This is a genomic window from Limnohabitans sp. MMS-10A-178 (assembly GCF_003063375.1).
GTDB lineage: Bacteria > Pseudomonadota > Gammaproteobacteria > Burkholderiales > Burkholderiaceae_C > Limnohabitans_A.
In genome coordinates this window covers 1,637,999-1,660,058 of sequence record NZ_NERY01000001.1, presented here as the reverse complement: position 1 = coordinate 1,660,058, position 22,060 = coordinate 1,637,999, and the positions used below count along the sequence as shown (strand labels likewise).

General features: G+C 52.8%; 23 protein-coding genes and 2 riboswitches. Of the genes, 12 read left to right on the top strand and 11 right to left on the bottom strand.

Features of this window, described 5'->3' with window-relative positions; all coding sequences use genetic code 11:
• Positions 1 to 6: 6 nt before the first annotated feature.
• Positions 7 to 429, bottom strand: coding sequence for a thioesterase family protein (locus tag B9Z32_RS08275; protein WP_108420753.1), 423 nt, complete (start codon positions 427 to 429; stop codon positions 7 to 9).
• Between the two features lie 151 nt (positions 430 to 580).
• On the opposite strand from B9Z32_RS08275, the gene B9Z32_RS08270 reads away from it, so the two are divergent.
• From B9Z32_RS08270 to B9Z32_RS08245, 6 genes are all read left to right on the top strand, one after another.
• Positions 581 to 2,278 (top strand): electron transfer flavoprotein-ubiquinone oxidoreductase, encoded by a 1,698-nt coding sequence (locus B9Z32_RS08270; RefSeq protein ID WP_108420752.1) that lies wholly within the window; start codon positions 581 to 583, stop codon positions 2,276 to 2,278.
• 34 nt (positions 2,279 to 2,312) lie between these two features.
• A riboswitch (glycine riboswitch) is annotated at positions 2,313 to 2,415 on the top strand.
• A gap of 17 nt (positions 2,416 to 2,432) precedes the next feature.
• Positions 2,433 to 2,564: riboswitch (glycine riboswitch) on the top strand.
• A gap of 45 nt (positions 2,565 to 2,609) precedes the next feature.
• Positions 2,610 to 3,737 (top strand): glycine cleavage system aminomethyltransferase GcvT, encoded by a 1,128-nt coding sequence (gcvT, locus tag B9Z32_RS08265; protein WP_108420751.1) that lies wholly within the window; start codon positions 2,610 to 2,612, stop codon positions 3,735 to 3,737.
• Positions 3,738 to 3,785: 48 nt separating this feature from the next.
• Positions 3,786 to 4,154 (top strand): glycine cleavage system protein GcvH, encoded by a 369-nt coding sequence (gene gcvH, locus B9Z32_RS08260; protein ID WP_108420750.1) that lies wholly within the window; start codon positions 3,786 to 3,788, stop codon positions 4,152 to 4,154.
• Positions 4,155 to 4,164: 10 nt separating this feature from the next.
• Positions 4,165 to 7,068 carry an aminomethyl-transferring glycine dehydrogenase gene (gene gcvP, locus B9Z32_RS08255; RefSeq protein WP_108420749.1) on the top strand — a complete coding sequence of 968 codons (2,904 nt, stop codon included), beginning with the start codon at positions 4,165 to 4,167 and terminating at the stop codon, positions 7,066 to 7,068.
• Entirely contained in the window at positions 7,065 to 7,550 is a 486-nt protein-coding gene (locus B9Z32_RS08250) for a GNAT family N-acetyltransferase (RefSeq protein WP_108420748.1), read from the top strand. The genes gcvP and B9Z32_RS08250 overlap by 4 nt, the downstream gene beginning before the upstream one ends.
• 66 nt (positions 7,551 to 7,616) lie before the next feature.
• The gene (locus B9Z32_RS08245) at positions 7,617 to 9,554 is read left to right on the top strand and encodes a radical SAM protein (protein WP_199219959.1); all 1,938 of its coding nucleotides are present in this window, start codon (positions 7,617 to 7,619) and stop codon (positions 9,552 to 9,554) included.
• Between the two features lie 28 nt (positions 9,555 to 9,582).
• On the opposite strand, the gene B9Z32_RS08240 is transcribed toward B9Z32_RS08245, so the two are convergent.
• Genes B9Z32_RS08240 through B9Z32_RS08220 form a run of 5 tightly spaced genes read right to left on the bottom strand, consistent with a single transcriptional unit; the run spans position 9,583 to position 12,124 of the window.
• Complete coding sequence (locus B9Z32_RS08240) at positions 9,583 to 10,170, bottom strand: histidine phosphatase family protein (protein ID WP_108420746.1); 588 nt, start codon at positions 10,168 to 10,170, stop codon at positions 9,583 to 9,585.
• Complete coding sequence (locus B9Z32_RS08235; protein ID WP_108420745.1) at positions 10,167 to 10,346, bottom strand: hypothetical protein; 180 nt, start codon at positions 10,344 to 10,346, stop codon at positions 10,167 to 10,169. Before B9Z32_RS08235 ends, B9Z32_RS08240 begins: the two co-directional genes overlap by 4 nt.
• A 24-nt stretch (positions 10,347 to 10,370) precedes the next feature.
• Complete coding sequence (locus B9Z32_RS08230) at positions 10,371 to 11,075, bottom strand: SDR family NAD(P)-dependent oxidoreductase (RefSeq protein ID WP_108420744.1); 705 nt, start codon at positions 11,073 to 11,075, stop codon at positions 10,371 to 10,373.
• The gene (locus B9Z32_RS08225) at positions 11,072 to 11,461 is read right to left on the bottom strand and encodes a thiol-disulfide oxidoreductase DCC family protein (protein ID WP_108420743.1); all 390 of its coding nucleotides are present in this window, start codon (positions 11,459 to 11,461) and stop codon (positions 11,072 to 11,074) included. Before B9Z32_RS08225 ends, B9Z32_RS08230 begins: the two co-directional genes overlap by 4 nt.
• Before the next feature lie 3 nt (positions 11,462 to 11,464).
• Positions 11,465 to 12,124 (bottom strand): DsbA family oxidoreductase, encoded by a 660-nt coding sequence (locus B9Z32_RS08220; protein ID WP_108421092.1) that lies wholly within the window; start codon positions 12,122 to 12,124, stop codon positions 11,465 to 11,467.
• Positions 12,125 to 12,243: 119 nt separating this feature from the next.
• On the opposite strand from B9Z32_RS08220, the gene aroQ reads away from it, so the two are divergent.
• Positions 12,244 to 12,687 (top strand): type II 3-dehydroquinate dehydratase, encoded by a 444-nt coding sequence (gene aroQ, locus B9Z32_RS08215; RefSeq protein ID WP_108421091.1) that lies wholly within the window; start codon positions 12,244 to 12,246, stop codon positions 12,685 to 12,687.
• 10 nt (positions 12,688 to 12,697) lie between these two features.
• Here aroQ and B9Z32_RS08210 read toward each other — a convergent pair whose 3' ends face one another.
• The 4 genes from B9Z32_RS08210 to B9Z32_RS08195 are packed head-to-tail and all read right to left on the bottom strand — an operon-like array spanning position 12,698 to position 16,379.
• On the bottom strand, positions 12,698 to 13,618 hold the full coding sequence (locus tag B9Z32_RS08210) for an alpha/beta fold hydrolase (RefSeq protein WP_233248138.1): 921 nt from the start codon (positions 13,616 to 13,618) through the stop codon (positions 12,698 to 12,700).
• Positions 13,615 to 14,805: an MFS transporter gene (locus tag B9Z32_RS08205; protein ID WP_108420742.1), complete on the bottom strand. Its 1,191-nt coding sequence runs from the start codon at positions 14,803 to 14,805 to the stop codon at positions 13,615 to 13,617. The genes B9Z32_RS08210 and B9Z32_RS08205 overlap by 4 nt, the downstream gene beginning before the upstream one ends.
• 9 nt (positions 14,806 to 14,814) lie before the next feature.
• Positions 14,815 to 15,894 (bottom strand): chorismate synthase, encoded by a 1,080-nt coding sequence (gene aroC, locus B9Z32_RS08200; protein ID WP_108420741.1) that lies wholly within the window; start codon positions 15,892 to 15,894, stop codon positions 14,815 to 14,817.
• 14 nt (positions 15,895 to 15,908) lie between these two features.
• On the bottom strand, positions 15,909 to 16,379 hold the full coding sequence (locus B9Z32_RS08195) for a CBS domain-containing protein (RefSeq protein WP_108420740.1): 471 nt from the start codon (positions 16,377 to 16,379) through the stop codon (positions 15,909 to 15,911).
• 110 nt (positions 16,380 to 16,489) lie between these two features.
• Between B9Z32_RS08195 and B9Z32_RS08190 the strand changes: the two genes are divergently transcribed.
• From B9Z32_RS08190 to B9Z32_RS08175, 4 genes are read left to right on the top strand one after another with little or no spacing between them, the layout of a single operon-like run.
• Positions 16,490 to 17,830 carry an O-acetylhomoserine aminocarboxypropyltransferase gene (locus tag B9Z32_RS08190; RefSeq protein ID WP_108420739.1) on the top strand — a complete coding sequence of 447 codons (1,341 nt, stop codon included), beginning with the start codon at positions 16,490 to 16,492 and terminating at the stop codon, positions 17,828 to 17,830.
• On the top strand, positions 17,827 to 18,633 hold the full coding sequence (locus tag B9Z32_RS08185; protein WP_108420738.1) for an alpha/beta fold hydrolase: 807 nt from the start codon (positions 17,827 to 17,829) through the stop codon (positions 18,631 to 18,633). The genes B9Z32_RS08190 and B9Z32_RS08185 overlap by 4 nt, the downstream gene beginning before the upstream one ends.
• Complete coding sequence (locus B9Z32_RS08180; RefSeq protein WP_108421089.1) at positions 18,633 to 20,021, top strand: cytochrome P450; 1,389 nt, start codon at positions 18,633 to 18,635, stop codon at positions 20,019 to 20,021. Before B9Z32_RS08185 ends, B9Z32_RS08180 begins: the two co-directional genes overlap by 1 nt.
• A gap of 25 nt (positions 20,022 to 20,046) precedes the next feature.
• The gene (locus tag B9Z32_RS08175; protein ID WP_108420737.1) at positions 20,047 to 20,385 is read left to right on the top strand and encodes a DUF962 domain-containing protein; all 339 of its coding nucleotides are present in this window, start codon (positions 20,047 to 20,049) and stop codon (positions 20,383 to 20,385) included.
• Here B9Z32_RS08175 and B9Z32_RS08170 read toward each other — a convergent pair.
• Positions 20,375 to 21,598 (bottom strand): YihY family inner membrane protein, encoded by a 1,224-nt coding sequence (locus B9Z32_RS08170; protein ID WP_108421088.1) that lies wholly within the window; start codon positions 21,596 to 21,598, stop codon positions 20,375 to 20,377. The two genes, B9Z32_RS08175 and B9Z32_RS08170, sit on opposite strands and share 11 nt — an antisense overlap.
• Positions 21,599 to 21,619: 21 nt before the next feature.
• Between B9Z32_RS08170 and B9Z32_RS08165 the strand changes: the two genes are divergently transcribed.
• Positions 21,620 to 22,051: a DUF2069 domain-containing protein gene (locus B9Z32_RS08165; RefSeq protein ID WP_108420736.1), complete on the top strand. Its 432-nt coding sequence runs from the start codon at positions 21,620 to 21,622 to the stop codon at positions 22,049 to 22,051.
• Positions 22,052 to 22,060: the final 9 nt, after the last annotated feature.

Here is a 22,060-nt window from a genome sequence, read left to right as displayed (position 1 = left end):
TAGGCCTTAGGGCGAGACCAAGGCTCTGATATTGTCCGGCAAGGACACCGCCTTTTGCATTGGGAAATCTACCCATATGGTTGTGGCGCCTCCCGCGGCGTAAATCACCCCAGGCTGAGTAACCAATTCCAAGGTGCACCAACTCTCAAAGGTGGTGCGCCCAGGGTCGCTGACATACATTTTGGCCAACACATCGCCTGGGTACTCAAGCTGTTTGTAAAAATTACAAAAGGCATTCACGATCACGGGCCCCTGACCCTTAGGGTTGGGCTCGCAGCCAATCGATTGAAAATAATCAATGCGCACCGTTTCGAGGTACCTGAAATAAACAGTGTTGTTCACGTGCCCCATGGCATCCATGTCGCCCCAGCGAATGGGGATGATCAGTTCGTGAACTTTTTTCTTGATTTCAGGTATTTCAATCTTCATGGGTTCTGACTTTGATTTTTTGGCAATCAGCGACAAATTTGCTGAGGGCCTTCATTGGCTGCACCATGACGGATTCTGCCTGTTCCGAGCTTAAAATGCTCCAACAGTCCAACATTTGGCACCCTGAATTTCAACTTGAGATGAGTCACCCATGACACCCGAAGAAATTTTGAGCACCCACGGCCCTCGCGAATCGATGGAATACGACGTCGTCGTTGTGGGCGGCGGTCCTGCAGGCTTGTCTACGGCCATTCGCCTGAAACAACTGGCCCAAGAAAAAGGCACCGACGTTTCCGTGGTGGTGTTGGAAAAAGGGTCCGAGCCCGGCGCACACATCTTGTCGGGCGCCATCATGGATCCCATCGCCCTCACTGAACTCTTTCCAAATTGGAAAGAAATGGGCGCGCCACTGAATCAACCGGTTACGGATGACATCTTCTTGATGACCACCGAAAACGGCGCAACACGCGTACCCAATTTCGCACTCCCCCCCTGCTTTCACAACGATGGCAATTACATCATCAGCTTAGGCAACTTCACTCGATGGTTGGGTGAGCAAGCCGAAGCCTTGGGTGTTGAAATTTTTCCAGGCTTTACAGCTGCAGAAGTTTTGTACAACGACAACGGCTCTGTCAAAGGCGTGGCCACAGGCAACATGGGCATTGGCAAAGATGGCGAACCCACTGACAGCTTCCAGCTGGGCATGGAACTGCACGCCAAGTACACCGTTTTTGCAGAAGGCGCACGCGGCCATTTGGGCAAACAAGTCATTGCCAAATTCAAACTAGACCAAGGCAAAGATCCGCAAAGCTACGGCATCGGCATCAAAGAACTTTGGGAAATTGACCCTGCACGTCACAAAGCAGGGTTGGCTTTGCACAGTGCGGGCTGGCCATTGGACGAGAACACCTACGGCGGCTCTTTTCTGTACCACATGGAAGACAACAAAGTGGTCGTGGGTTTTGTGGTGGGCTTGGACTACACCAACCCCTACCTCAGCCCCTTTGAAGAATTCCAACGCTTCAAAACACACCCCAACATTCGCTGGTACTTTGAAGGCGATGAGGCCAAGGGCATTGCGCCAGGCAAACGCATTTCTTATGGTGCACGCGCCATTACGGCAGGCGGCTTGTTGTCGCTCCCTAAAACCGTGTTCCCAGGTGGCGCACTGGTCGGTTGTGAGGCCGGCTACCTCAATGCCAGCCGCATTAAAGGGAGCCATGCCGCCATCAAAACGGGCATGTTGGCTGCTGAAGCCGCTTTTGACGCATTGCAAACTGGCCGTTCGCATGATGAGCTCAGCGCTTATCCAGAAGCTTTTGAAAACAGCTGGTTGCACACCGAGCTCAACAAGGCACGCAACTTCAAGCAGTGGTTTAAAAAAGGCCGCACCGTGGGTACCCTCATGACGGGTGTCGAGCAATTCGTGTTGCGTGGCCATGTGCCATGGACCCTGCGCCGTGCAGCGGCAGACCACACTTACCTCAAGCCTGCAGCTGAGTGCCAACCCATTCAATATCCCAAGCCCGATGGCAAGCTCACTTTCGATCGTTTGTCGAGTGTGTTCATCAGCAACACCAACCACGAAGAGAACCAACCGGCTCACCTCACCTTGAAGGATGCCAGCGTTCCCGTGGGCATCAACTTGGCCAAATTCGCAGGACCAGAGGCACGTTACTGCCCTGCCGGTGTTTACGAATATGTCAAAAATGAAGACCAAAGTGATCGTCTGCAAATCAATGCGCAAAACTGCGTCCATTGCAAAACATGCGACATCAAAGACCCCACCCAAAACATTGTCTGGGTCACACCAGAGGGCGGCGGTGGTCCTAACTATTCAGGCATGTAAATAGTGCTTTGGGGTCTTCAAGACCTGTTTATAATTTGACTCGTCAGGAGAGCGCGGACTTCAATTAGCCCGCCACCGAAGGCGCAGGAAATGTCAAAGTTTCTGAACGCTCAGGTACCCAGGACTGACAAACGCCATCAGCATTTGTTTTTGGCGCTTCCTCACTGGAGAGAGAGGGCGGACCATCCGGTCGAACCCTCCACCGAAGGCGCAACCCGCACTGGGTCTTTCTGTTTGAAAGTCTCAACCGGCGAATCGCTCAGGTAAAGCGGACAGCGAGGGCAAGCCATGATTTCGGTCATGGTGTTTATATTGCCCTTGGAGATTTCAATTGTCTGCTGATACCGTTTTGCTTAACACACCCCTCAACGCTTTGCACATTGAGCTTGGCGCTCGCATGGTGCCCTTTGCAGGTTACAGCATGCCCGTGCAATACCCCATGGGTTTGATGGCAGAGCATCACCATACCCGCGCTGAAGCTGGTTTGTTTGATGTGTCACACATGGGCCAGTTGCGCTTGGTCGGCCCCGATGCCGCTGCAGCATTTGAATCCTTGATGCCCGTTGACGTGATTGATTTGCCTGTGGGCAAGCAGCGCTATGGTTTGCTGTTAACAGATGAAGGCACCATCATCGACGATTTGATGTTTATCAACCGCGGTACCGATATTTTTGTGATTGTGAATGGCGCATGCAAAGTCAATGACATAGCGCACATTCAAGCGCGCATTGGTTTGCGTTGCCAAGTGATACCCATGCCAGAGCTTGCCCTCTTGGCATTGCAAGGGCCTAAAGCTGTTGATGCTTTGGCTCGCATGGTGCCAGGGGTTGAAAAATTGGTATTCATGACAGGTGCTTCTTATGAATGGCAAGGCACCGATTTGTTTATCACGCGCTCTGGCTACACCGGTGAAGATGGCTTTGAAATTTCTGTGGGCAACCAGCATGTTGATGCATTTGCCCGCGCCTTGTTGGCGCAATCAGAAGTCAAACCGATTGGTTTGGGTGCACGCAATTCCTTGCGCTTAGAAGCTGGCTTGTGTTTGTATGGCAACGACATTGATACCACCACCACACCCATAGAAGCTGGCTTGAACTGGGCCATTCAAAAAGTTCGCCGCACAGGTGGCTTGCGTGCAGGTGGGTTTCCTGGCGCACACATTGTGTTGGGTCAAATGGATGGTACCCATGCCCTCATGCGCAAACGCGTTGGTCTCATTGCGCAAGAGCGCGTGCCTGTGCGTGAACATGTTGAATTGCAAAACACACAAGGCGTCAAAATTGGCGAGGTGACCAGTGGCTTGCTCGGGCCCAGTACCAACATTCCCGTTGCCATGGGCTACGTGGATGTTGCCAGCGCTGCGCTAGGCACCGTGATCCACGCCATGGTTCGAGGCAAAGCCGTGCCCATGACCGTCAGCGCTATGCCTTTTGTGCCCAATCGCTATTACCGCGGCTAAAGCAAGCAAAACAATTCTGATCTGACCCCAATTAATTAGGAGATAAAAATGAGTTTGAAGTACACCGAAGAGCATGAATGGATTTTGGTTGAGGGCGATGTGGCCACTGTGGGCATCACACACCATGCGCAGGACGCGTTGGGGGATGTGGTGTTTGTCGAACTGCCTGCCGTGGGCAGCAGTTTTGAACAAAAGGCGGTGGCGGGCGTGGTGGAGTCTGTGAAGGCCGCTGCCGATGTTTACATGCCCATCAGTGGCGAAATTACGGAAGTCAATGAAGCCCTGCGGGATGATCCTTCACTGGCCAACACCGATCCCATGGGTGCCGGTTGGTTTTTTAAAGTGAAACTGTCTGATGCTTCCCAAGTGAATGCATTGTTGGATGAGACCGCTTACACAGCTTTTTCTGCATCTTAAAGGCCACTCCATGTTGATGTCCTCCGCTACCCCCTTGAGCCAACTCGAAAACGAAAGCGAGTTCATTGCACGCCACATTGGCATCAGTGAAACAGATGAGCAGCACATGCTGTCGGTCATAGGTCTGGCTTCAAGGCGTGCTCTGATTGAGAGCATCGTGCCCGCTTCTATTGCACGCAGTCAGGCCATGAAGTTGCCCGCAGCCGTCACTGAGGCAGGGGCGTTGGCAGAACTCAAGGCCATGGCGCAGCAAAACAAAATTCTCAAAAGTTTCATTGGTCAGGGCTACTATGGCAATCACACACCGGGTGTGATTTTGCGCAACATTTTGGAAAACCCCGCTTGGTATACCGCCTACACGCCTTACCAAGCTGAAATCAGCCAAGGCCGAATGGAAGCCTTGGTTAATTTCCAAACCATGATTTGCGATTTGACGGCCATGCCCATTGCCAACGCTTCCATGTTGGACGAGGCCACTGCTGCGGCCGAAGCCATGACCTTGGCCAAGCGCTCTGTCAAATCAAAAAGCAACAACATCATTGTGGCGGGCGATTGCCATCCGCAAACCATTGAAGTCATTCAAACGCGGGCCGCGCCTTTGGGCTTGAATGTATTGGTCGGTTTTGCCCCCGAACTCATGAAGCAAAACGACTACTTTGCGGTGGTAGCGCAGTACCCATCTACCTCCGGCATGACGCACGATTTGAAAGATGTCATCGCGCAAGCCCATGCCGTTCAAGCCGCGTTCATTGTGGCCGCCGATTTGCTGGCATTGACGCTGCTTACGCCACCTGGCGAATACGATGCCGACATTGTGGTGGGTACCACCCAGCGTTTTGGCATGCCCATGGGTGCTGGTGGCCCGCACGCCGCCTACCTTGCTTGCCGCGACGAATACAAGCGCTCCATGCCTGGTCGTTTGGTAGGCGTCAGCGTGGATGCACATGGCAACCCCGCTTATCGCTTGGCCTTGCAAACCCGCGAGCAACACATTCGCCGCGAAAAAGCAACCTCCAACATTTGCACCGCACAAGTGTTGCCAGCCGTCGTGGCCAGCATGTATGCGGTCTATCACGGCCCTGTGGGTTTGAAGCGCATTGCACAACGCGTGGCCAGCTTCACCGCCATCTTGGCCGAAGGCTTGGAACAACTCGGTTGCAAACTGGCTCACAAATCTGCCTTTGATACTTTGCAAGTGATCACCGGCGATCGCACCGATGCCATCATGCAAAATGCATTGCACAAAGGCTTGAACTTGCGCAAGTTAAGTGCTAACAGCATTGGCGTCTCTCTCGATGAAACCACTCTGCGCGAAGATATCGAAGCCCTCTGGTCTTGCTTTGCCCAAAGCAGCCAAGCCCTGCCAGATTGGACGCCTTTTGAAAAAGGCCGCGACTCCCTCATTCCTTCAGGCTTGCGTCGTACCAGCAACTTTCTGGCACATCCCGTCTTCAATCGCTACCACTCCGAAACGGGCATGCTGCGCTACATTCGCCAACTGAGCGACAAAGATTTGGCACTCGACAGAAGCATGATTCCACTGGGCTCATGCACCATGAAACTCAACGCCACCAGTGAGATGATTCCCATCACCTGGCCTGAGTTTGCCAACATGCACCCCTTTGCACCCGCAGACCAGCTCAAGGGCTACGCCATGCTCGATGAACAACTGCGCGAGTGGTTGTGCCAAGCTACAGGCTATGCAGGCATTAGTTTGCAACCCAACGCAGGTTCGCAGGGCGAGTACGCAGGCCTCTTGGTCATCAAAGCATTCCATGAAGCCAAGGGCCAAGGCCATCGCAACATTTGTCTCATTCCTTCTAGCGCACACGGCACCAATCCTGCCAGTGCGCAAATGGTGGGCATGCAAGTGGTGGTCACGGCTTGCGATGCGCAAGGCAATGTGGACATGGCCGATCTGAAAGCCAAGTGTGAACAACACAGCGCCAATTTGGCAGCAGTCATGATTACCTACCCCAGCACGCATGGTGTGTTTGAAACACAAGTGAAAGCATTGTGCGAACTGGTGCACCAACATGGCGGTCGTGTGTATGTCGACGGTGCCAACATGAATGCTTTGGTGGGCGTGGCTGCGCCCGGTGAATTTGGCGGCGATGTGAGTCACCTCAATTTGCACAAAACCTTCTGCATTCCGCACGGCGGTGGCGGCCCAGGTGTTGGCCCTGTTTGCGTGGTGGAAGATTTGGTGCCTTACTTGCCAGGACATGCCACCGGCGGTTTGAAAGTGAACGGCGTGGGTGCTGTATCAGCAGCGCCCTTGGGCAATGCCGCCGTATTGCCTATCAGCTGGATGTATTGCCGCATGATGGGCGCCGAGGGTTTGAAACACGCTACCGAGGCAGCCATTCTGGCGGCCAATTACATCAGCCATCGCTTGGCCGATCACTATCCCACGCTGTATGCCAGCGTGGGCGCAGATGGCAAAGCCGGTCATGTGGCTCACGAATGCATTTTGGATTTGCGTGGCCTCAAAGACAGCAGTGGGGTGATGGCCGAAGACGTGGCCAAACGTCTCATGGATTATGGTTTCCATGCGCCTACTTTGTCCTTCCCCGTGGTCAACACGCTCATGGTGGAGCCTACCGAAAGCGAGACATTGGCAGAGCTTGACCGATTCATCGATGCCATGATTGCCATTCGCGAAGAGGTGCGTCAAATTGAAAACGGTGTTTGGCCGCAAGACAACAATCCTTTGAAGCATGCGCCGCATACCGCAGCCAGTTTGATGGCAGCAGATTGGGATCGCCCTTATTCACGTGAAGTGGGTGCTGCGCAAGCGGGTCGTCCCTTGAGCAGCGTGAAGTACTGGCCCCAAGTAGGCCGCGTTGACAACGTCTATGGCGATCGCAATTTGTTCTGCAGTTGCGTGCCTCTGAGTGATTACGCTTCATGAGCGCGTTGCAAATCAAGCGCGTTGATTATTTGAACACGCAAGATGCACAAGCGCTGGTTTTTTTGCTAGATGCCTACGCCCAAGACCCCATGGGCGGTGGTGAGGCACTGAACCCAGAGAATTCAGCCCGCTTGTGCAGCGACATGGCCCGCATTGCTGGCGCCGCCAGCTTCATTGCTTGGCTTGAAGGCAAACCGGTGGGGCTGATCAACTGTTTTGAAGGCTACTCCACCTTCAAGGCCAAGCCCTTGCTCAATGTGCATGACATTGCCGTGCTAGCGGGCCATCGTGGCCAAGGCGTGGGTCAAGCTCTCCTGAAGGCTGCAGAAGACTACGCGCAGTCTCGCGGCTGCTGCAAGCTCACACTCGAGGTGCTGAGCGGCAACGCTCAGGCCATGGCCAGCTACAAACGCTTTGGATTTGCCCAATACGAACTCGATCCTGCGGCAGGACAAGCGCAATTCATGCAAAAGTGGCTGTAAAGTCAGGGGTGCATGAACCCCAGCTCCAAATTATTACCTTTGAGAGTCTTAAGCGTCATTCCGCCAATGACGCAACTCAACACACCCTACCCGTCCACGGCCTACCTGACGGGCTTTTTGCGCTCACGTGGGGTCTCTGCAGTTCAAGAAGATTTGGCGCTCAAACTGGTGTTGAGTTTGTTCACAGCCCAGGGTTTGAAAGAGATCCAGGCTCGTGCACTTCAATGGCCTGAAGTGGAACGCAGTGCCAGCGTTAACTTCTTTCTCGATTTTTTCCCGCGATACGAGCACACCATCGAACCCACCATTGCTTTTTTGCAAGGCAAGGACAGCACTCTGAGTCACCGCATTGCAGGTCGCGGATTTCTGCCTGAAGGCCCACGCTTCGCTGCTTTAGACGCCTACGACGACAGCGAGTCGGGTGACCCACTTTCATGGGCCTTTGGCGCTTTGGGTCAGCAAGATCGGGCGCGCCATTTAGCCACTTTGTATTTGAACGATTTGGCCGATGTGCTTCGCGATGCAGTCGACTCACGGTTTGAATTTGTGCGATACGGAGAATCCTTGGCGGGTAGCCAAGCCACCTTTGAGCCCTTGGCGCAAGCACTCGCTGCACCACACACCTTGATGGATGAAAAGCTCAAAGTTCTAACGCTCGAAGCCATCGAAAAGCACCAACCCACCTTGGTTTTGCTTTCTGTCCCCTTCCCTGGCGCCGTCTATGCAGCATTCAGAATTGCGCAGTACATCAAATTGCATCATCCGCACATTCAGATTGCGCTGGGCGGCGGCTTTGTCAACACCGAACTGCGTGAACTGACCGAACCTCGTGTTTTTGATTATGTTGATTTCGTCACACTCGACTCAGGCGAGCGGCCGCTACTTGCCTTGCTCGAGCACTTAGAAGGCAAAAGATCTGCTTCTCGTTTGGTCAGAACTTTCATTCGCAAATCGGCCGATTCAATTCAAAGTGGCAATGCGCCGAGCAATTCGCAGCGCGTTCAACTCATCAATTGGTCCGAACCCGATGTGCCATTTGAAGAAGTGGGAACTGCCACATGGGACGGCCTGCCTTTGCAGGACTACCTGTCTTTGCTGGACATGCTCAACCCCATGCACCGATTGTGGAGCGATGGCCGCTGGAACAAACTCACCGTTGCGCACGGCTGTTACTGGAAAAAATGCAGCTTCTGCGATGTGAGCCTCGATTACATCTCGCGTTACGAGACTGCTTCTGCTTCTTTGCTGGTCGATCGCATTGAACAGATTGTGAAAGAGACGGGCCAAACTGGTTTTCACTTTGTGGATGAAGCCGCACCGCCTAAGGCTCTCAAGGCATTGGCGGAAGAGCTCATTCGCAGGAATGTGCACATCTCATGGTGGGGCAATATTCGCTTTGAAAAAACCTTCACGCCAGAATTGGCAGAGCTGCTGGCCGAAAGTGGCTGCATTGCCATGTCGGGCGGCCTTGAAGTGGCCTCCGACCGCCTGCTCAAGCTGATGAAAAAAGGGGTGTCGGTAGAGCAAGTGGCGCAAGTGACCAAAGGCTTTTCTGAAGCGGGCATCTTGGTGCATGCCTACCTCATGTATGGCTTCCCCACACAAACCGTACAAGACACCGTTGACGCACTTGAATACGTGCGCCAGCTATTTGAAAACGGGTGCATTCAAAGTGGCTTCTTCCACAGATTTGCCTGCACGGTTCACTCGCCAGTGGGCTTGAACCCCGAAGAATATGGCATCAAACTCATTCCTTTACCGCCCGTGAGCTTTGGCAAAAACGACATTGCTTTCACAGATCCCACAGGTGTCGATCACGATCTCTTAGGATTGGGTTTGAAAAAAGCCATCTACAACTTCATGCACGGCATTGGCCTTGAAGAGGATGTGCGCTCGTGGTTTCAGGACGCCCTGATTGAGCATGCGGGTGGCAAAAGCCCTGCTTTCAAAATTCCAAAAAGTACCGTGCCGAGACACAAAATTGAAAAGGCCTTGAACCGATAAGAGGTGCTTGGCTGAATGCCCCTGAACATCAATTGGGGCTAGGATAGACCTTGAATGACAGCATTTTTCCAGCTGCATTCACTTTGGCCAAAACCATGTCGCCAGATCCTACGGTTTCACCCGTGAACTCGGTAATGTTGACTTGGTGTGTGACCAAAACCAAAGCCTTGTCACCTTTGGTTTTAAGCTGAGTGGCAATGAATTTTTGCAAATTCAAATTGCTTTGCGGGCCTTGACGCATATTGTCAAAAAATGAATTCAAAGAAGCTTCTGGCACTGGCGTGCCAAAGGCTAAGTTTTCAGCTGTTTCTTTGCAACGACACCAAGCACTGCTAAACACAAGTGCATTGCCAACACCTTGGCTTCTCAACCATTGACCTGTTTTTTGCGCTTGCTCGCGGCCTCTGGCATCTAGATTTCTCTGCGTCTTGCAGTCTTGAAGTTTGTAGCCAGCAGGGTCACCAACGCCAGGGGCATTAGCATGTCTCATGAGTAACACATGGTCTGGATTTTTGAGCAAATCAGACAGTTCACTGGCAGTAGCTTGAAAGCCGCCCGTGAATGTGAGGCCAATCAACAAGAGTTTGAAAAAGCCGGTTTTAAGTGCCTGAATCATTGGGATGGTGCAGAAGATTGATTTTGCTTAGGCGGCGGCTTTTGTGCATCATCTGCCGAAAGTTCTAGTTTGGGCATGGCCATTTTCTCGCCGTCCCATTGCTGACCGCACCAACAACGACCCTCAGGGTCAATGATGCAAGTACCGGTGCCACAACATCTTGGATCTTCGCTCATATTTCTCCCCTCCTATTCAATTTATCACCATGGAATCACTTGCCCAGCGTGGTCGACAAATTGTGCACGACCGTTGGGCTTTAGGCCTGACAAAACAGCCATTAACTTGGACACTGACTCTTCTGGCGCCATGGCATCTGGGGCTGCCACAAAATTGGAAGACAGTTTGGACTGAACTGTGCCAGGTTGCAAGGCTGCAAAAACACAGAGTGGCTTTTTCCGAGACACTTCAATGGCTGCAGTTTGCAGCAACATGTTTCTAGCGGCCTTGGCTGCACGGTAGCCATACCAACCACCCTTGTGATTGTCTTCAATGCTGCCAACGCGTGCTGACAAAGTAGCAAAGCATGATGGCTCTTGGCTAAGGAGCAATGGGAAAAAATGCTTCATCAGCAAAGCCGGACCTACCGCATTGACCTCAAACTGCCTCAAAAGTTGCTGGGCATTCAATGCTTCGATTCGCTTTTCGGGCCCTTGGGCATCAATGGTCAATGCGCCTGTTGCATCGATGATCCACTTGAACTGGCAAACACCATAAGGCCCCGTTGGACTTTGCAATTGCGCAGCGCAATGGGCCATGCTGGCTTCGTTTTCCAATTCAAAATGCAACTCGCTTTGGCGGGACAAGCCCACCACCAAGGCGCAATCAGGGTCTTGTTGGAAGTGCGAAACAAAGGCGTTGCCAATAGCGCCACTTGCACCCAGAACCAAGGCTTGGTATTGGCTCATGAATGACGTGCATCCCATTTGAGCAAATACTTTTGCACAGTGGGCCTGATGGGCAAAAACATTTTGTAGCCCACATTGATGGCCCAACTGAACGGCCACACCGAAAACACCCGACCGGCCAAGCGCCAACCACGCAACTCTAACCAAAGTCGGGCAAATGCCGCACCGCCTTCAAACAAGTTGCCTTGCGCATCGCGCACATGAAAAAAGGCCATGGCTCTTTGGCAACTGAGGCCATCTCCAAGGCTTGAATCGTCGTTGGCCTGAAAGTTCACACTGACGTCGTGCCAAGCCAGTTGAGCCGCATCTGGATTGCCTTGGTAAAAGGCAATCTCACGCCGGCACAGCGGGCAGCTGCCATCGTAGTAAACAGTCAGTGCAGGCATGTTTCAAACTTCACCAGCAGCGATTTTTCGGAGGGCCTGCTCAAACACTTCTGCAGGTTGACCGCCCGAAATCAGATGCTTGTCATTGATGATGACGGCAGGCACAGAATGAATGCCTGCTTGTTGGTAAAACTGCTCGACCTCGCGCACTTCTTGGCCATAGGTGTCAGAGGCCAAAATACCTTTTGCTTCCGTCACATCCAATCCGACCGAAGCCACCACATTCAACAAAACCTCATCTGATTCAACACGCTCTGCACGGCCCTGATACGCCTCGAGCAAGGCTTTCTTCAAAGCGTGCTGACTTCCCGCTGGCCCTTTGACGCCAGCCCAATGGAGCAAGCGGTGTGCATTGAAGGTGTTGTAAACACGACCGCGGCCAGCCGGGTTGAATTTGAAGCCCACCTCTTCGCCTCGCGCTGAAATGTTGGCGCGAATCTGGGCTTGCTGCTCGGGGGTTGAACCGTATTTTGCAGTCAGGTGTTCACTTAAATCCTGGCCGCCGGGGCCCATGTTGGGATTCAATTCAAAGGGCTGAAAATGCAAATCTGCGGTCACCTCACCCTCGAGCCTGCTCAAGGCCTGCTCTAGTGCGCCTAAGCCCACCGCACACCATGGGCAGGCAATGTCAGAGACAAAATCGATTTTTAAAGTAGCAGACATGGCAAAAGTTTTTGGAATAAAGGCGTGATATTGCCTCAAATATTGGAAAATCGGCTTAATGGGCCCAGATTCCATGATTCCACTAGGGATCTTTCCAAGCCCCACCTTTGAGGATGATCATGAAAATTTTGTGTTTGAACGGCATCAACTTGAACATGTTTGGCAAACGTGATCCTGCCCAATATGGCACCATCACCTTGGCTGAAATTGACGCACAAGTGAAACAACTCGGACAAGAATTAGGGGCCGATGTGGAATGCTTTCAAACCAACTTCGAAGGAGACATGGTTGAAAAAATTCACAAAGCACATACCGATGGCATTGACGCCGTGATGATCAATGCGGGTGCATGGACGCACTACAACTACGGCATTCGCGATGCCTTGGCCATTTTGAAGTGCCCCATCATCGAAGTCCACATGTCCAATATCCATGCACGAGAAGCTTTTCGGCACCAATCGGTCATTGCAGAAATTGCCAAAGGCCAATTTGCAGGTTTTGGCGTCGACAGTTACTTGTTGGGTTTAAGGGCTGCAATTTCTGCAGTTCAAACCAAGGCCTGAACCAAGACAACTACAAGGTTTTTTTCAAGGCAAGCTGAAAAGCCTCTGCTGCTTCAAACTGCACCCAATGCCCTGCGCCCTCAACCAACTGCCAAGAAGCCAAGCGAGGCGTGGTGTTTTTGAAAAGTTTCTCCACCTCTGACATGCAAGCTTGGTAGAGGGCATCCCACTCACCATAAATGACATGCACAGGGCATTCAATGCGAGGCAGGGCGTTGGCCACAATGGGCGTGCTCGATAAGCGCCTGCGAGGCATTCGGTCGCGCGCCACATTCAATCGGTGTACTGACATGGCCAAATCATCGAGCTTGCGCTCATCGTGCAGCATCAAGGTTAAAAGGTTGTGCCTGTGCGCTTGATCTTGCAAATCTTCTGTTGCCAAGTGCCGCCAACCCTTCAAGGGCACTCTGTGGGGCGATTGAATGCCTAGGCCAGGAGATCCCACCAAGACCAAGTTTGTTGCATCCTGAGGGTAAGCCGCTAACCACAGTGCGGCAGCCATGCCGCCAAAGGAGAAGCCAATGAAGCTCACCTGTTTAGATGATCGCGGCAATTGAAAAGCCCCTTGTACGGTCGCTTGCCAAGCTGCATGCAAAGGCTCAATGAGAGCATCCACATCGATACCCTGCTCGGGCAAAGCCGAGTCGCCAAAGCCTGGCAAGTCGACAGCCAACACATGAAAGCCATCTGCCACCAGCGGTGCAATATTGCGAATCCAATGCATCCAACTGCCACTGCCCCCATGCAGCAACACCAGTGTGGAAGCGCCTTGGTCTAAACACTCACGGCCCCACTCATGCCAAACCATGGGCCCTGGCAACTGCAGTCGACAGCCAGACAACAAAGAGGCTGCCACTTGAGGCGGCAAACATCTCAAGACTTCGGGCGCTATTTGAATGGGTTGTTGAATAGGTTGTTGAAGCAGGTTCATGACAAACTCTGAGGAGACCTTAAACGCCAAACCCGGTAGGCTGCCGCAGTGGCAACCAGGGCTGCAATCAAGGAAAGCCAGAAGACACTTTGCAAACCAAATCGATCACTTAACAAGCCCCCCGCCAAGCCACCCAGTACGCCAGGAAAGCCATAAGCAACCACGGTGTAAAGCGCTTGACCTCGACCTCTCAAGCGACCCGGAAAATGGTGTGACAACAAGGCAATGCACGCAGTGTGGTGAGCTGCAAATGTGAGCGCATGAATGGCTTGCGCCAGCAGCAAGACCCAAAGTACATCGGCCCACTGCGCAGTCATGCCCATGCGCAAGACCATGGCGACTGAACAAACCACCAACCATGCGGTCAAGGACAGCTTGGGCATCCATTTGGCTTGGGTAAAAAACCAGCCAATTTCAACAATGACTGAGACCGCCCACAGCATGCCAATCCAAACTTTGCTGTAACCCAAGGAGTCCAAATACAGGGAGAAGAAAACATACACGCCCATGTGCGACAACACATGAAAAAACGCCGCAATGAAGAACCACTTCACAGGCTTTTGACGCAGTACTGGCCAAACAGCCACCTTGGTTTCTTGCAAGGACACGGCCTCCTTCAAATTAGGCAACATCCAAACACTGACCGTGACAGCCGCCAAACTCAGGACGGTCCAACCAGGAAAATGGTGCATGCCGAAATGCTCAAACCAGGCACCCGCCAAAAACACCGTTAACAAAAACCCAATCGAGCCAAACAAACGCACACGGCCATAACGTTTGGCATCAAAGGCGCCCCCCTGACTGACCAAATGGGCCATGGCCGCCTCGCTCATGGGCATCATGGAACTGGTGTGCGTGAACATGACCAACAGCACCAAGCCCAAGCCGATGGGGCCTAAATCAAAAAACAAAATACATGCACACAGCATGGCGGCGGTGGCGCCGTATCGAAGTAAAGTTACCCTCTCGCCTGTGTGATCGCTGAGCCAACCCCAAGCATAGGGTGCAAACAAACGTGTCGCCGCCTGCACAGAGGTCAAAATACTGATGGCCACCAAACCAAATCCCAATTCTTTCAACCAGAGCGGCAGATAGGGATTGAAAAATCCGATGTGCGCAAAGTAGCTGGCAGAAACAGCCGCAAAGGGAATCAATTGACGGCGGTTGGCCGCTGCAGCATTGGGCATCGAAGGCCCTTAGGTCTTGGCAGGTTGAACAACGTCGCCGCACTGGGCTCTGTGTAGCATGACATGGTCAATGACCACCAATGCCAACATGGCTTCAGCAATGGGCGTGGCACGAATGCCCACACAAGGGTCGTGCCTGCCTTTGGTAAGCACTTCAACAGGATTGCCTTGGATATCTACAGAGGGCCGAGGAATTAGGATGGAGCTGGTGGGTTTGATGGCAATAGACACTTCAAGGTCTTGGCCTGTGCTGATACCGCCCAGCACACCGCCAGCATTGTTCCCCACAAAGCCTGAGGGCGTAAGAGGGTCGCCATGCTCACTGCCCTTTTGAGTGACGCATGCAAAGCCTGCACCAATTTCGACACCTTTGACCGCGTTGATGCCCATCATGGCGTAAGCGATGTCGGCATCCAATTTGTCAAACAAAGGCTGGCCCAAGCCAACAGGCATGCCCTGAGCCACCACTCGCAATCGAGCGCCACATGAATCGCCTGACTTGCGCAGAGCATTCATGTAATCCTCAAGCGCCGAGACGTCGGCCACAGGCGCAAAAAACGGGTTGTGATGAACGTGTTCCCAGCTCTCAAAGCCAATGGGCAGTTCGCCAATTTGCGTCATGCAACCCTTGAAGGTTGTGCCCAGGTGGGTTGCCAACCATTTTTTGGCCACGGCACCTGCCGCAACCATGGGCGCAGTTAAACGCGCAGACGAACGACCACCGCCGCGAGGATCTCGCAAGCCGTACTTGCGCAAGTAAGTGAAGTCGGCATGGCCTGGGCGAAAGGTTTGAACAATGTCGCCGTAGTCTTTGCTGCGATGGTCGGTGTTTTGAATGAGCAAGGCAATGGGCGTACCTGTTGTCAGACCTTGATAGACGCCCGACAAAATTTGAACGGTATCGGGCTCGTTGCGTTGAGTGACAAATTTGGAGGTGCCAGGGCGGCGGCGATCAAGGTCTGGCTGAATGTCTGCCTCTGACAAGGGCATGCCTGGCGGGCATCCATCAATCACGCAGCCAATGGCTGGGCCGTGGGATTCACCAAAGTTGGTGACCGAAAATAGGGTGCCGAAGGTATTGCCGATCATAGGCACCCATTATCTCAGAGGGTGGGCGCATCTTTCTGATCTTTCTCAGAGCCATCTGGCCAGTCGCGAATATAGGCTTTGAGCATTTTGTTTTCAAAATTCTGGCTGTCAACCACCGCTTTGGCCACATCATAGAAGCTAATGACGCCCATGAGCATGCGTTTGTCCATGACGGGCATGTAGCGCGTATGGTGATTGAGCATCATGCGCCTGACCTCGTCCATTTCGGTTTCACTGGTGCATGTGACGGGGGCATCGTCCATCGATTTGCGAACTGATAAGTTGCTGATGGAACCTCCGTTTTGAGCCAAACTTTGCATCACTTCTCGGAATGTGAGCATGCCCACCAAATCACCGTGAGCCATGACCACCAAAGAACCGATGTCTTTTTCAGACATGATTTGAACGGCTGTGGCCAGACTTTCGTCGGGGGTGACGGTGATCAGGCTATGACCCTTGACGCGAAGGATGTCACTGACTTTCATGAGATTCTCCTAATGAGCACTTAATATAGCCCACAATGTTGGCAAAGAATAGTAAAAGCTTACCCTAAGCTCTTGCCCGAAACTTTCAGTCTTTTCTTCGGAGAGAACCTATGCCCGGCTACTCAGACCCTGGTTTTGACACCCTTGCTTTGCATGCAGGCGCAGCCCCCGACCCCACCACAGGTGCGCGCGCAGTCCCCATCCATCTCACCACCTCGTTTGTCTTTGAATCGAGCGATCAAGCTGCCTCGCTTTTCAATTTAGAGCGAGCAGGCCACGTCTACAGCCGCATCAGCAACCCCACCAATGCAGTTTTGGAGCAACGCATTGCGGCTTTAGAGGGCGGTATTGGGGCCATTGCAACGGCCAGTGGCCAAGCCGCCTTGCACTTGGCCATTACCACTCTCATGGGCGCTGGCTCGCACATTGTGGCTTCTTCCGCCCTTTATGGCGGCTCACACAATTTACTGCATTACACCCTGAGCCGGTTTGGCATAGAAACCACATTCGTCAAGCCAGGCGACTTAAATGCGTGGCGAGCTGCTGTCAAACCCAACACCAAATTGTTCTTTGGTGAAACCGTCGGCAACCCGGGCATGGATGTGCTCGATTTACCGGCAGTCAGTCAAATTGCGCATGCTGCGGGCGTGCCGCTGTTGGTCGATGCCACCCTCACCTCGCCGTGGCTCATGAAACCCTTAGAACATGGCGCAGATTTGATCGTTCACTCTGCCACCAAATTCTTATCGGGGCATGGCACCGTGATTGGCGGATTGGTGGTGGACGGTGGCAGCTTTGACTGGTCAGGCCCCAACACACAAGGCAAATTCGCCGAGCTCACACAAGCCTACGAAGGTTTTCACAACATGGTGTTCACGGAAGAAAGCACCGTTGGGGCTTTCCTTCTTCGCGCCCGCCGCGAAGGCCTGCGCGACTTTGGCGCATGCATGAGCCCCCACACGGCTTGGCTCATTTTGCAAGGCATCGAAACCTTGCCGCTGCGCATGGCACGCCATGTGAGCAACACCGAAAAGGTGGTGAATTTCTTGGCGGCACATCCCATGGTGAGCCGCGTGGGCCACCCCATGCTAGAGACTCATCCGAGCCACGCATTGGCACAACAATTATTGCCACGCGGTGCAGGCTCTGTGTTCAGCTTTGACATTCAAGGCACGCGCGAGCAAGGCAAGGCCTTCATTGAAGCCCTGCAAGTTTTCAGTCATTTGGCCAATGTGGGCGATTGCCGATCTTTGGTCATACATCCCGCAAGCACAACACACTTTAGGGTCGACGACGAAACCCTGAAGGCCTCTGGCATCGGTCCTGGCACTGTGCGCCTCTCGATTGGTTTGGAAGACCCTGACGATTTGGTGGAAGACTTGAAACGGGCTTTGAAAGCAGCCGAGAAAGCCGCAGATAAAGCCGCTACCCAAAATGGAGGTGCCGCATGATTTACGACGTTCAAGGCGCCCCACTTTATGTTTACACCGGCGGCAAAACCTTTGATCCAACCAAGCCCACCGCGGTGTTCATTCATGGCGTACTCAACGATCACAGTGTTTGGATTCTGCAAACGCGTTACTTTGCAAACCATGGCTGGAACGTCATGGCTGTCGATCTGCCCGGACACGGCAGAAGCGGCGGCAAAGCACCGGCGTCAGTGCAAGAGGCAGCGCAAAGCATCATGGCCTTGTTGGATGCAGCTGGCGTTGCCGAAGCCGTGTTAATCGGCCACAGCTTTGGCTCACTCATTGCGCTGCATGCCACTGCCGAAAATCCTGGTCGAGTCTCGCAATTGATGATGGTGGGCACCGCCTACCCCATGCGCGTCTCTCCTGCTCTGCTCGAAAGCTCATTGAACGATCCGCAAAAAGCCATTCAGATGGTCAATGTGTTTTCTCACTCCACCTTGGCACCACCCCCCAGCGCTTTGGGGCCTGGCACATGGTTACTGGGTGGCAGCAAAGCACTCATGCGCCGCGTCTTGGCCAGCAATCCGCATGAAAATATTTTCAACATCGGTTTCAAAGCTTGCGACAGCTATGACCAGGGTGAAGTTTCAATGCGCAAAGTGACTTGCCCCACTTTGTTTTTGCTAGGCAAAAAAGATCAAATGACACAGCCCAAAGCAGCACAGGGCTTGATCAAATTGGCCCAAGATGGCCACGTGGCCATGGTCAACGCAGGGCATCAGCTCATGGTCGAAGCGCCAGAAGAATGCTTGAGCGCCATGCTGGCATTTTGCAAAAAATGATGAGTGCTTCTCGCCTTCTGTCTTCACGCATTCCGCCTTCACTGATCACACCTGCGCTCTCAGCGCAGCGTGTACAAGAAATTTGCAGCCATTTTGATCTGCGCAATTTGCCCGCAGATTTTTTGGCCAATCCCTATCCCGTCTATGCGGCACTGCGCCAGAACGAGCCCATCAAACGCATGCCCGATGGCTCTTACTTTTTAACCCGGCACGAAGATTTGGCTGCGGTCTACAGAGATGCCGCAACTTTCAGCTCAGACAAGCGTGTTGAATTTGCACCCAAATACAACCACGCACCATTCAACCAAGCACCCTTCGCCTTACCCGGACAAGATGCCCCACTTTACGAACATCACACCAACAGTCTGGTGTTCAATGATGCGCCTAGGCACACCCGTGTTCGCAAACTCATCATGGGAGCCCTCACGCGTCGCGCCATCGACGCCATGGAAACAGGTTTGATAGAACTGGTCGACAAGCTTCTAGACAAACTGGAAGATCAGCAAAAAGGCGATTTGATTGAAGACTTTGCGTCTGCCATACCTGTTGAAGTGATTGGCAATTTGCTCAATGTGCCGCATGCCGACCGCGGCCCACTTCGGGCTTGGTCTTTGGCCATTCTGGGCGCCTTAGAACCTCGCCTCACACCAGAGCAAGAAGCGTTGGGCCATCGAAGCGTGCAAGAGTTTCTGAGCTATTTGCGTGAATTGGTGGCCGATCGCCGCAAGCACCCTGGCAATCCAGAACAAGATGTTTTAACGCGCTTGATTTTGGGGGACCCAGACACGCCATCAAACTCACACAATGCTGAAAGTTTGAGTGAAGTTGAATTGCTGCAAAACTGCGTTTTCCTTTTGAATGCAGGCCATGAAACCACCACCAATTTAATTGGCAATGCATTGATCAGTTTGATAGAACATCCCTCGCAACATGCGCAATTAAGGTCTGACCTCAAAAGCGCACAAGCCAATTCGCAAAGCGAACAAGCCACGCACATTCTCAATGTGGCCGTGGATGAATTTTTGCGATTTGAAGCCTCTAATCAGCTGAGCAATCGACGCGCCGTGAAAGCAACTCAGATTGGCGGCATCGATTTACCAGAAGGTGCGCTGGTCACCTTGTGCATTGGCGCTGCCAACCGCGATCCTCTTCAATTCAGCAATTCTGAACAACTTGATTTAAGACGAACCCCCAATAAGCATCTGTCCTTTGGCTTTGGTGTGCATCAATGTGCTGGGCTGAGTCTGGCTAGACTGGAAGGCAGGATTGCCATTGGTCGTTTCTTAGACCGGTTTCCGAACTATGATCTGAGCGATGCCCCAGTGAGGGGCGGCAGGGCTCGGTTTAGAGGCTTTTTAAAAGCGCCGTTCCAAACGAGCCCTCTTTGAACTTGTTCGACTGACTGGAGCCCACATGAACAGCACCGAAGAACTGAACATTGCACCCGATGCAAAAAGCTTCACCAGCTTTGAAACCTTTTACGCTTTTTATTTGAAAGAGCACAGCAACACCACTTGCCGTCGCCTTCACTTTTTAGGCTCAACTTTGTCTCTCATTTGCTTGGCCATGTTGGCGATCACTGGGAAGCCACAATACTTTTTATACGGCTTGTTGTGCGGTTATGGCTGCGCTTGGATTGGCCATTTCGTTTTTGAGAAAAACAAACCTGCCAGCTTCAAACGCCCGCTTTACAGCTTCATGGGCGATTGGGTGATGTACAAAGACATGTGGACGGGCAAGATCAAGTTTTGATCACATCGGCCAGCTTGAGCTGGCTCAATTGGGCTTTTTCCCAAAGCAAGGTCGTAGCATCTGAGGCATGCAGACAAAGTTTTTGAACCAAAGGCTCAAGCGGCGTGCTGTCCATGTCGACCAACAAAACCCACGCACTCTCTTGCAGGGTACTGGCCTGTTCCAAGCGCCCCACCCAATTCAACTCTTGCAAGGCCTCCAACACAGGCTGCGCATGGCGCTGCTCGATGTGAAGCTCGTTGGCAATGGCCGCGATACCAAGCCCCTGAGGTGAACTCAAGCGCGCAAGCGACAAACTTTGCAAGACTTCCAAAGCCAATCTAAATGACCAACCCGGGCCATCTGCTTGCCGTTTGGCCTGTCGGCCCATTTCAGGCAGGCTGGCTGTGACCACAGCACCCAAAAGCACGACCACCCAGGCCACATAAATCCAGACCAACAAAATGGGCACAGCAGAAAAGGCGCCGTAGATCGTTGAGTAGCTTGGCATTTGTGCCAAATAAACCGCCAGTAATTTCTTGGCCAACTCCAAGCCCAATGCCACCACGACGCCACCGGTGAGGGCATGCCGCCAATCGACGCGGGTGTTGGGCAGGTAGTAATACAAGCCTGTGACGCAGGCGACCAACATACAAAACTCCACCACATCCAGCAAATTGCGCACCGATACGGGCAACCAGTCACCCAAGCCAGACAAGTATCCGGTGAACAAATAGGAGGAGATGGCAAGGCTTCCCCCCAACAGAAACGGCCCCAATGTGAGGCCAGCCCAATAAAGAAGAACGCGCTGGCCCCAAGGGCGTTGCCGATTGACGCGCCAAATTTGACCCAAAGTGCGGTCAATGGTGACCAACAAGGCCAAAGAAGTGACCACCACTGCAATCAAACCTACCAATCCCAGTCGGCTGGCCTTGCGGGAAAACTGTGTCAAAGACCCCAAAACCTGACGGGAAATGCTTTCTGGAACCAAGCTTTCAAAGAGCCAGCGCTGCAGCTGGTCTTGCACCTGAGCAAAGATGGGAAAAACCGTGAAAATGGCCAAAGCCAGCGTAAACAGGGGCACCAAGGCCAAAACAGTGGTGAAAGTCAAAGAACTGGCTGTCATGCCCAATCGCACTTCCCGAAAACGTTGCCACAGCATGCGCAGCATTTGACGCCACGGGAACTGCAGAATGTCGTTCAAAGTGGCTTGGAGGGATTCAATTGGCTTCATGACCGGTATGATGCCATCGCCATGAACAACTCTACACATCAAACCCCATTTCTGACCCCAAAGACCATCGAAACCACCCGATGGATTGCGGTGGCAAGCCTGCTGGCGCTCATTTTGGTGGGTTTGCTCTGGGAATTGTGGCTAGCGCCTTTGCGTGAAGGTGGGTCATGGTGGGCCCTGAAAGTGCTGCCCTTGTGCTGGCCACTGGCGGGTTTGCTTAAAAATCGGATGTACACCTACCGCTGGGTGAGCCTCATGATTTGGCTTTATTTCACAGAAGGTGTGGTGCGAGCTTGGGGCGACAAAGGATGGTCTTCAGGTTTGGCCCTGACTCAAACCATGCTTTGCGTTGTCTTGTTTGCAGCTTGCGCTTTGCATGTGCGGTGGCGCTTTCAAATGGCACGCGAAAATACCAATACAGAACAAACTGAAGATTCCAAACCCTCAGCCTGAGATTTGAAA